Genomic DNA, 9,955 nt, shown 5'->3' on the forward strand with positions numbered 1-9,955 from the left:
ATGGGTAACGGTAGTGGCGTGTCCCGGGGTGATCGCAACCGGAACGCGCGTTTGGCGAGGCTGCGGGGGTTGGTTCCGGTGAGCAACGCGATAGTCGGGATCGATCTGGCCGAACGCAAACAGATGGTGGTGGTCGTTGATCATGACTCGAAAGTGCTGGCGCGCAGAACTTTCCGGTGTCGTGCATGGGATCTTGGTGCTGGCCTGGACTGGGCGGCCGAGCACGCTGCCAGGGCTGGGTTCGCCGGTGTGACGGTGGCGTGTGAACCGACCGGGCATCGGTGGCGGGTGCTGGGGCAGTTGGCCGCTGACCGGGGCATGGCCTTCGTGTGTGTGCAACCGGCGATGACCGCGTGGTCGCGCCGTGCCGAAGACCTCACCAGCGACAAGACCGATGAGAAGGACGCGGTGCTGATCGCCCGGCTCACCGCCCAGTTGCGGTGCTATGTGCCCGAGCCGGTCGACGAAACATGGGGCAGGCTGCGGCATCTGGGCGCGCGACGCGAACATCTGATCGTCGGAATGGTGGCCCAGGTCCCGCAGATGCGGGCATTGCTGGAATGCGTGTGGCCGGCCGCGCTTGAGACCGCGCGGCAACCGTTTCGCTCCCGTTCCTGGGTGGCGGCGATGCGAGTGATCTGTGAGCGTGACCGAGGTGATCTGACCCGGACCCGGCGTTTGGGGCTCGCGCGGCTCGAGCAAGCCGTGCGCGCGGGTGTCGTCCGCGCTGGCGGGCAGCGGCCCTGTCTGCGGATAGTGCGGAATCTGTTCGCGGCCCTGAAGGATTCGGCCGGTGTTCTCGCGCATCGACGCGGTGCGCTCGAGCGCGTGCAACTACTGCTCGCCGATTGGACCCTCGATCGGCAGCGGCTGGCCGACACCGAGGCTCGCATGGTCGCAGTGCTCGACGAGCTCGGGTTGACCACGCTGGTCACCTCGATCACCGGACTCTCGGCGGTCGGTGCCGCGGCGATCCTCGCCGAAACCGGTGATCTCACCAGGTTTCCCACCGCCCGCGCTGTGGTCAAACACGCTGGGCTGGCGCCGCGGGAGAAGCAATCCGGAGCTTTCACCGGCCGCACCAAAATCACCGGCCACGGCCGACCCGCGTTGCGGCTGGCCGCCTGGCGGGCCGTGTTCGCCGCCCGCCACGCCAACCCCGTCTATGCCGCCCGCTACCAACATCTGACCAGCAGAGACACCAACAAACTCACCCCGACCCAGGCCGAAGCCGCGATCGCGGCAGCCATCCTGCGGCACCTGCATGCCGTCGTCACCACCGGCCAACACTGGGACGCCGAGATCGCCACTCACGGCAGACCGAAACCATCCACGATCTCGACCGCCGCCTGACCGGCGGCCGTCGAGCGGTCGGTCGGGGCGAGCCCTACGCGGCATCGAGACACCCCGTGATCTCGCCTGTAATCCTGGGCAGCCCCGACCTGTCGTCACTCAACCCGATTACACGCTGCAGGGAACCAACCCCATTACCGCTATGCCGGGACGACGACAGACCGAGGCACCGACCGAACCGCTTGACACAAAACGCCTTACGCTGATTACAGGACGTTGCCGGTTCGCCACTCGACGAGTTGGAAACTTCCTCCGAGCTTGTCGGTTCATGCGGGTGTGCGTTGTACTAGGTCCAGGATGAAGGCGGTTACGTCCGTTGGCTTTTCCTCGGCCATGAAGTGGCCGGCGTCGATCGGCTGGTAGGTGGCGGTCGGAGCCCATTGCCGCCAGAGAGCGGCTGCGTCGAATCCGAGACGTGCCCCCCAGTCCTGGGAGATCACTGCAACAGGCATGGCCAACTGGGCGCCTGCCTTGCGGTCGGCTCGGTCCATCGCCAAGTCGATTCCGGCTGTGGCCCGGTAGTCGGCGACGATGGATGGCACAGCGCGCATGGAGCTGTCGATGTAGTGTCGGCGGACCTCGGGTGGGAAGGTGGTTCCGCTGGGGTCCCAGGCGTCGAGGAACGAGCTGAAGAAGTCTTCGGCGACGGCTTCGATCATCCTCTCGGGCAAGCCCTTTGGTTGTGCCATCAGATATAGGTGCCAAGCGACGGCGGCATCGACACCGTGCAGCACGCCCCAGGTATCCATGGTCGGCAGCACATCCAGAATCCCCAAGTGAGTGATCGTGTCCGGGTGGTCGAGCGCTGCTCGGACCCCGACCAGTGCTCCGCGGTCATGGCCGATGAGGCTGAACTGTTCGTAGCCGAGTTCGCGCACGACACTGACGATGTCGAGCGCCATGGTCCGCTTCGAATAGGTGTCCGGCGTCGCCTCTTCGGGTTTGTCGCTCGCACCGTAGCCACGCAGATCAGGCACGATCACCCGGTGGCGGTCTGCCAGTTCACGGGCAACATGCCGCCACATGAGGTGAGTCTGCGGAAAGCCGTGCAACAGGACGATGGGGTGGCCGTCACCGCCGACGGCGACATTCAGATGGACGCTGTCCGTCCCCAGGACATGGCGGTATTCGAAGTCGTTGATTGTCGTGCCCGACATGGGCGCGCACCTTTCGTCGATCGGTTGGACGTGTCGTCAGGAGAAAATGGCGGGTAGCGGAGGTTCTGCACTCGCGCTTGCTCGCAGAGCCGGGACAAGAATCGTGTCGACCAGATGTGCCAGATACTCGGCTCCGGCGGGAAGCCCGTTCAGCCTGCGTAGAAGCAGCACTGACCCGGTGATTTCCTCGAAAGGGAATGGTTGAGCACCGGCTGGTAGCTCGCCCCGGGTGATGGCAGCCGATATCACCGAGGCTGGCAACTTGGCGCCGGTCGGCCCGCTCGCTTCTTCGATGTGGCGACACAGGTCGGGATCCTCCAGACCCGCATGCAGCAGCATCAAGCTCATCGTCGGGTCGGCAGCATCCATCGTGGTGGCGAGCCGTTCGCACAAGGCAATCAGGTCTCCGCGCAGGGAACCGGTATCGACCGGGTCCGCGGAAGTGTCGGCTGCGGGACCGGCCTTGACCGCGGCAACCACCATGTCCCGCTTGGTCTCCCAGCGCCGGTACAGCGTCGCCTTCGACGCCCGAGCACGACGCGCGACCGCCTCGAACGTCAACGCGTCATAACCGACCTCACCCACCAGCTCCAGCACACACGCGAGGATCTCGACCTCACGCGCCGCATCACGGGGCCTTCCTGCACGCACTTCAGGTACCGGATCCGTGGTGTGACTATTACGAAACGACACGTTCTGTACCGTATGTGGAATCCGGCTGGTTGTCCACCGATCGGTCCGGTCATCCCGAAAGCCGAATGGCGCTGAACAACTGCCCGGCATTTCGACATCCGCACATCGGCATGAGCGGGCACTGCCGGCGGTCGTACGACGCTCTGCCCGTTGATCTCCGATGCCCCGCGCTGGCCGGTTCGGTCAGCGCGGTATGCGGCAATTGAGTGCGTTCGGCGGACGGCATCGATCAAATGGGGCGCAAGGGAGCCCGCATCCATACGCGGGCTCCCTTCGGACTCGGCCCGGCTCGAACGGGCAGCTACCCTCTCCAAACTGCGGGCGCGTTCATCCGGTGGCCAACGCGCCTTAGGCGAGATCAGCGCAAACGGTAGCTTCCAAACTGACTCGCGGGCAACAACTTATCCAAACCGCCCGCTGCGACCCGTTCGAATCGTTCAGATCCGCGTGGTGGTGCCTTCTACAGCGGTCGCCGTGACCAGTTCAGTCCGCGCGACCAGCGGCATGAGCGTGCATACCGAACGGCGTGTTGCGGAGTTCAGTCCTCGCTGGGCCGCTGGTGGCCATGTTCGAGCTTGGTACCTGACTGGTCGCGCACTGCGACGTCGTTGCCTGACGCTGTCCACACGAAGATTCCGAAGTCGTACCAGGACACGTCGAAGTCTGCGTCACCGATCATCTGTTCTGCGCGATCGCTTTCATCGAACTCGACGGTGAACGCATCCCCCGGCCGCAGCCAGTACTCCTCTGCCCATGGCTCGACGCAAATCAAGAATGGCTTGTCCGAGTGCGGGTTGGTGAATCTGATCTTGGGCACGGCCGAAGCGTATTGGAGCAGAGGGTGTGCCGTAGTCCCATGTTGGGCACGCCGCCGCGCACTATGCGGCAGATGAGTGCGTTGCTGTCCCGACCCCATCGCCGACAATCACGTTCTCGGCCCTTCTCGACGTCCTGACCTGGCTAGCGGGCCTTGCCACCGTAATCCTTTTGCGGATCAAGCAATCCAGTGCCTACTTCCGCCCCACCGCGCCCTACATGCCGTACGGTCCCGGCCCATACCCGATGAATCCCCAAGGCTTCTGACCCGTCCTCCGGCGGCCCACCAAACTTCGGCGAATTCCCTGCGGCGCTGGCGCGTCGGCCACGATCGTCCGGCCTGCGCTCCACTCGGACACATCAAGGGCCCTGCACATCGATAAGACCAATGGGCATCCGCCCACCCTTGATACGCCGCTTCTTCCAGCGTGGGAAGCCGCAGGGAGCGGACACTCGGCGTGCCGCGTGAGCGTCTGTCGTTGTGGTCCAGCGACGGGCCAGGCTTTGAGTGGGCCTGAACGTGCAATCAGGCCGAGCCACCGCCAGAAAACCAATGACCCCCATGGGACTTTGCACGATGAGGCCATTGCACGGAAATCGGCATGTGCGGACACAGGAACGGCCCGAGTTGTCTCGGGCCGTTGATCTTCCACAGGAGCGCCCTGGCCGGTTCGAACCGCTCGCCACGCGGCATGACGGCGCGTTCGGGAGCCGCCTGGCGGCCGGCCTATGGCGGCGGACTGGCCTGTTGCTCCATTCTCGAGTGGTTTCAAGCAGTTTCCTGACTCAGAGGCACCGAAAGTGGAGCAAAAGGCCAGATCCGACCTCCGTCACATGGTCGCTGGTTCGATCCAGCTAGAACCACAGGAAGCGGCCGGTCATCGCAGGTGTTGCGATGACCGGCCGTTTTCCGTGCCATTTGCGTGCGCACTGGAGTCGATGAAGAAGATCGACCTCGCCGATAGGCCAAAAACCATTGCTGCGTAACGGCGTTCGATTCACTTTGTGTGCCTGGGGGGCCGTCGACCACTGCACCCGTACCGTCCACCGACCCACTGTCCCAACTGGTCGGTCAGAGTTGCGTGTGCCCGGAGCCGGTGAGGATGATCAGCGGCACCATCAGAGCGCCGAGAATATCGTTTCCGGTGCACTGGGCCGAGGCGCTGGAGCTGCCGGTCGGCTGGCTGCCGCAGTTCTGCACCGTCATGGACTTGGTCGACGAGCCCTGCGTGGCGGTGAGGCTATAGACGCCTTCGGGAAGCTTCGAGCGATAGACGTACTGGATGATCCCGGTGCCGGCCGTGGATCCGGCTTGCGGGGTGAAGGTGCCGACGTTCTGCCCGTCCAAGGTGACCGTGACCGGTGCCAGGGCGTCCGCGCCGCTGGTGGTCACCAATATCGTGCAGGTATTGCCTGCCCCTTCACATCCGCCGATGCCGGTGTCGACCTGTGTCAGATTCACATTGTCGACCGTGGCTGACGCCGATGCCGCCGCGACGACCGGTATCGCCAGCATGGCCACCGTGACGGCGGCCCAACTCATTTGCCTCATCTGTACTTTCCCGTTGGAGTAGTCGTTGCCGGCACCTGAGTGCCGCTCCGACGGTAACCGCGTAGTGAGGCCCCGCGCGTACAAATTGAAAAGCCCATACTTCAATATGTCCCTGCGCTTCGCATGCGCGTCATAGTGGCTTCTTCATGCGCCGCGAGCGCCTGGACGCCGGGAGCGGCTTCCATAGAGTCGGCTCTGGGCGTGGTGCTGGGCTTCGGGATGCTGATCACGGGTGGAGACCTGCCCGTAGCCGATTCGCAGGCTGTCGCTTCCGACGGCTCTGGGCATCATCACCGGGTTCGGCGGTGTACTCCTGGGTTTGGGTGATCACACCACCGCGTTGCTGAGCCTCACGCGCCCGCTCGCGATGGCGGCAGCCGCGTTCCTGAGCCTGCGCATGCTGGTTGCTACGTGGACTGGGCGCCTGCACCCGATCGGCGCGCTCGGATCGTCGGTGGGTGCAATCGTGCTGCTGTCCTCTGTGGTGCAACCGTGGTATCTGCTGTGGGCGATCGTGCCGCTGGCCGCGTGGGCGACGAAGCCGGCGTTCCGAGGGCCGGCGGTGGCATTCTCTGTGTTAGTAGGAGTTTTGGAGATGCCGCGCGGTGTCGAGTTCGCGGTCTTTCAGATTGTCGAGGCTGCCTCCGCTGTCGTCTTCGTGTCGGTGCTGTTCATCGCGTTGACCGTAATGCGTTGCCGTGGAGGTACCGGCCCGGTGATAGCTCCTCGGTCCTGAAGGCGCTACGCGCCGACGCAGCGTAACGGCGCTGGTTCGCCTTCGCATCGGTCGGGGCCCGCTGGGGTTAGAACAGGGTGTCGCGTACTCGCAGCTGGCGGTAACCGGTGGGGCCGAGCTGGGCGAGTTCGGCGTCGATGTCGACCTCGATCGCGCCGAAGAAGTTGATGTTCTCGCTGTGAGCGGGTGAGACGTGGGAAGGACCTCGTCGTCGACTCACCGCCCGGCCCGGCGCATCTGCTCGACCGCGAGCCCGTAATACTCGGTGGTCCAGGCGATTACCGCGTTCGTGGCCAGGGTCAGGCACAAGACCTGCTCGGTCTGGGCTTCCAAGTGACGGGCACGGAAAGCGCCTTCATGGGCGTAGATGAGGTCGCGTTTGAGGGCGTGGATGGATTCGCCCTTGTTGAGCTGGCGCGAGATCTTGCGCCGGCAGTCGGGATCGGTCAGATACCGGCAGGCGTAGATGGTGCGGCGCATCGCGCCGTATTCCTTGAGCGCCGCGGCCAGAGCATTCTGCCGACCCGAGGCCGACAGCTTGCCGACCAGCAGGGACGCGATGGCGTGCCCGAACTTCATCGACCCAGCCAACCTGAGCAGGTCGTCGTAATGCTCGGCGATCAAGTCCAGATTCAGCTTGCGTGTCAGCAGCGGTCCTGCGTGCGTGAACCGCACTTCGGCGTCGGCGCGTTTGGATTACCACGCATGAGCCGGACAGGCGATCGGTGGTTGTTGACGATTGTTTCCGGACGTTCAAGTTGCGGCATCGGCTGGTGCCTACCGTATGGTCGGTAGCGTCATGCTGACCTTATTAGTGGCACTTGCAGGGTTCGCTTTCCTCGATTCCCTCCACGTCCTGAACATAGGGATCACCGCTGCGGTAGTCGTCGACAGCCGACTAGGTCGTCGCTCGCCTGTCCCGGGAGCGTTGAGCTTCATCACGGGAATCTTCGCTGTTACAACCGCTTTCGGTATCTGCACCGTACTCGGGCTGAGCTTCTTGACAGACCTCGTCCACTTCGACATCACGCCGACCGTTCGCTATTGGGGAGAACTCGTCGTCGGTGTAGTTCTGCTGATCCTCGGGGGCGTTCGGTTGCCGGTGAACACAGGAGCAATACCGCCCTGAGCGGTCGAGGCCCGCCGGCGACCGTGGATGCTCGGCTTGATCGGAGCGGGCATCGGCCTCGGCCAGGCACCGACCGCGGTCCCGTACCTGGCGGCGCTGGCAATGCTCACGGTGCGAGAACCACGGCCAGCACTGTGGCCGTTGATCGTGGTCGCGTACTGCCTGATCGCGCTGTTGCCGCCGATCCTGGTGCTGTTCACCGCGACACGCCGCTCGCCTCGCGCACAACGGTTCTATCGCGTCTTTGTCCGGGCACTGAGCCGTTTCGGTCCGATGTCGGTTCGCGTTCTCTTCTTGGTTTTCGGAGTCGTGCTCGTTGTGGATGCGTTCCGGAACTATTCGTCTCTGTAGTGATCCGCTTGCCTGAACGGACGCGAACTCGTGTCTTGAGGGATGGCCCCAACGGGGTGCGCGCAACTCGGCATGATCGCGCGCTGTCGGCGGTCTGTCGCTCGCCCGAGATGACCCCCGCCCGTTGATCTTTCGAGGTGCCGCGTTGGCCGGTTCGGTCAGCGCGGTATGCGGCATGACCGGACGTTCAGCTGACGGCTTTACGTTCTGCAAGGAAACGATCGAGGAGGTCGAACAGCACTTCGAGGATGCGGATTTCCTGCTCGGGACCGAGATCTGTGACGAAGTCCCACTCGGGCAGCGCGATCTGCTTGATCAAACCAGGCCAAGCGAAGCTGCTTTGGCGACGAAGGTGATTGGCGAGAAGCCAGTCGCGAAAGCCATCCAATCCTGGACCACCTGACCGACGCGCGGCGTAGTCGTAACCGTCGAGGAAGCACGTCACGCCACGAACACTTGTGAAGCCGATGAACATGCCTGGGCGCGCCGCGAACTGTCGGAGGTATTCACGTTCGGTAAGGCTGTTCGGGTCCATCGGCTTCGGCTCGATCTCTCGTGCTCGCCCGGCGAAGTGAGCATCGAGGTCCATGGGTTTCTCCATTCCGCGAGTTCACCATGCCGACGGTGACCGTGGATATGTGAGAGCTCGCCGGTACCAGTCCCGCCCGGACACAACGCACCGAACTCGGCATGAGCGCGCACCGCCTGCGGCCGTATGGCACTCTGCCCGTTGATCTTCCGATGCCCCGTGCTGGCCGGTTTGGTCAGCGCGGTATGCGGCAAGAGAGTGCGTTCAGCGAGCAGGACTACGGTTCGCGAACACCAGTGACTGTCAACTGTTTCCGATGATGGTCATAGTGCTGCCCCGGATACTGATAGAGCTCCGCAAGGGACATGGACCCCTGGAAGTACGGATCCCAAAGACTCGGATAGTGCATCTCGCGCGTGAACTTCGCTGCATTCTCCCGCCGTAGGGAACGCTGCAACGAAGCGATGACCCGATCCATCTTCGCGCCCATCCTGCGCCGGTTGTACACACGCGTCGCCAGGCGCGAGCCATAGAAGTTGATCACGTCGAACGGGCCGGTCACCGCGTTCAGGAATCGTGCGTTCGCGCGGCTGGCACCAGCGGGCAGGCGGCCGAATACACGCACGAGGATCAGGAGCTTCTGAACGATCATGTATCCGAAGACCATGTGGAACAACAGCTCTTCGTTGGTCCAACGGGTGCCACTCGTCGGGGCTGTCCACTCTTCGGCGCCGGTGGTATCGAGCAGGTGGTGAAAGTCGATTCTCACTCGCTCCAGGTCGGCAGCAAGACCCTCGCGGTCGACGTTCGGTTGTGACATGTCTCCACCTCGATTCGAGCGTCGCAACACGCCCATACGACGATGGTCGCGCGCGTACGCCCAGAGTCAAGACACCAGACCGGAATGCCCCGCATTCGGCATGAGCGCGCACTCGAGTTCGCTAGAGCCAGCTGGCCATGGGCCTCAGGTGGTTCTGGAGACGGTTGCCCGACCGCGGGGCGATATCAGTAGATCCCCGGCATCTCGCCGTTGAGCAGAACCTGGATGAAGCACTGGATGTTCGAGCTGCCCATGGTCGGAGCGGGGGCCGGGTCCGCGCTCGCCGCCGCGCTCATCATGGCCGCCAGCACGAGGGCGACACTCGATACCCCCACCGCCACTGTATTTCTGATGCTCGCATTTATCTCCTGGATCCTCGAAGCCGGCATGGTGTTTTGAGCACTGTCAGATCTGGCAGGTGGGGCTGGGTGGAGCAGCCAGCAGATGATCGATCCGTCACCGGCGGACCCGGTTCCGCTGGACCCGGTATTTCCCGACCCGATCGGGAACGCCGCACCCGGAACCGCTGTCGGCTCGACGCTCACCGCGGCCGCTGAAGCAGAGTCGGCGCCGCCGATGACGGCCGCGCTCATCGCGACCACGCCAAACGCGCCACGAATCACGTTGCGCGACAATTTGTATGCCATATTCCGAAGCCCTTACCGCGATGAATGGGATGGTGGGGCGTCAGCGCACGACCGAGTAACGCACGCAGGCGAATTCGCCGTTATGGGCGACTTCCGTGGTCTTCAGTTCGAGACGGCGGGGGAGCAGGGGTGCGCCCGCGCCCAGCGTGACGGGGGCGATGGAGACGATGAT

Annotated in this window: 9 protein-coding genes and 2 pseudogenes; 3 read left to right on the forward strand and 8 right to left on the reverse strand. The window is 63.9% G+C overall.

The window, feature by feature from the left end; translation table 11 throughout:
* Positions 1–78 precede the first annotated feature (78 nt).
* Positions 79–1,353, forward strand: a complete 1,275-nt coding sequence (locus ACFXN1_RS17310; RefSeq protein WP_379445229.1) for an IS110 family transposase — start codon at positions 79–81, stop codon at positions 1,351–1,353.
* Between the two features lie 266 nt (positions 1,354–1,619).
* On the opposite strand, the gene ACFXN1_RS17315 is transcribed toward ACFXN1_RS17310, so the two are convergent.
* The 4 genes from ACFXN1_RS17315 to ACFXN1_RS17330 all read right to left on the reverse strand — a co-directional run bounded on the left by ACFXN1_RS17315 (position 1,620) and on the right by ACFXN1_RS17330 (position 5,571).
* Positions 1,620–2,510 (reverse strand): alpha/beta fold hydrolase, encoded by an 891-nt coding sequence (locus tag ACFXN1_RS17315; RefSeq protein WP_379445230.1) that lies wholly within the window; start codon positions 2,508–2,510, stop codon positions 1,620–1,622.
* A 36-nt stretch (positions 2,511–2,546) separates the two neighbouring features.
* Entirely contained in the window at positions 2,547–3,203 is a 657-nt protein-coding gene (locus ACFXN1_RS17320; RefSeq protein ID WP_379404784.1) for a TetR/AcrR family transcriptional regulator, read from the reverse strand.
* Between the two features lie 538 nt (positions 3,204–3,741).
* A complete protein-coding gene (locus tag ACFXN1_RS17325; RefSeq protein ID WP_379391277.1) occupies positions 3,742–4,020 on the reverse strand; it encodes a hypothetical protein in 279 nt (92 codons plus the stop codon).
* A 1,071-nt stretch (positions 4,021–5,091) separates the two neighbouring features.
* On the reverse strand, positions 5,092–5,571 hold the full coding sequence (locus tag ACFXN1_RS17330) for a hypothetical protein (RefSeq protein WP_379463626.1): 480 nt from the start codon (positions 5,569–5,571) through the stop codon (positions 5,092–5,094).
* A 319-nt stretch (positions 5,572–5,890) separates the two neighbouring features.
* Here ACFXN1_RS17330 and mptB point away from each other — a divergent pair, with 319 nt between their 5' ends.
* Positions 5,891–6,307, forward strand: a complete 417-nt coding sequence (gene mptB, locus ACFXN1_RS17335; protein ID WP_379442773.1) for a polyprenol phosphomannose-dependent alpha 1,6 mannosyltransferase MptB — start codon at positions 5,891–5,893, stop codon at positions 6,305–6,307.
* A 67-nt stretch (positions 6,308–6,374) separates the two neighbouring features.
* Here the strand turns inward: mptB and ACFXN1_RS17340 are convergent.
* Positions 6,375–6,979, reverse strand: a pseudogene (locus tag ACFXN1_RS17340) (Tn3 family transposase); the annotation flags it as partial.
* A 127-nt stretch (positions 6,980–7,106) separates the two neighbouring features.
* Here ACFXN1_RS17340 and ACFXN1_RS17345 point away from each other — a divergent pair.
* Positions 7,107–7,787, forward strand: a pseudogene (locus ACFXN1_RS17345) (GAP family protein).
* A gap of 187 nt (positions 7,788–7,974) precedes the next feature.
* Here the strand turns inward: ACFXN1_RS17345 and ACFXN1_RS17350 are convergent.
* The 3 genes from ACFXN1_RS17350 to ACFXN1_RS17360 all read right to left on the reverse strand — a co-directional run bounded on the left by ACFXN1_RS17350 (position 7,975) and on the right by ACFXN1_RS17360 (position 9,783).
* Positions 7,975–8,376, reverse strand: a complete 402-nt coding sequence (locus ACFXN1_RS17350) for a hypothetical protein (RefSeq protein ID WP_379442774.1) — start codon at positions 8,374–8,376, stop codon at positions 7,975–7,977.
* Positions 8,377–8,593: 217 nt separating this feature from the next.
* Positions 8,594–9,136, reverse strand: a complete 543-nt coding sequence (locus tag ACFXN1_RS17355) for a DinB family protein (RefSeq protein WP_379442775.1) — start codon at positions 9,134–9,136, stop codon at positions 8,594–8,596.
* 185 nt (positions 9,137–9,321) lie between these two features.
* Entirely contained in the window at positions 9,322–9,783 is a 462-nt protein-coding gene (locus ACFXN1_RS17360; RefSeq protein ID WP_379442776.1) for a hypothetical protein, read from the reverse strand.
* Positions 9,784–9,955 lie beyond the last annotated feature (172 nt).

It is taken from the genome of Nocardia sp. NPDC059154 (genome assembly GCF_042755705.1).
Classification (GTDB): Bacteria; Actinomycetota; Actinomycetes; order Mycobacteriales; family Mycobacteriaceae; genus Nocardia.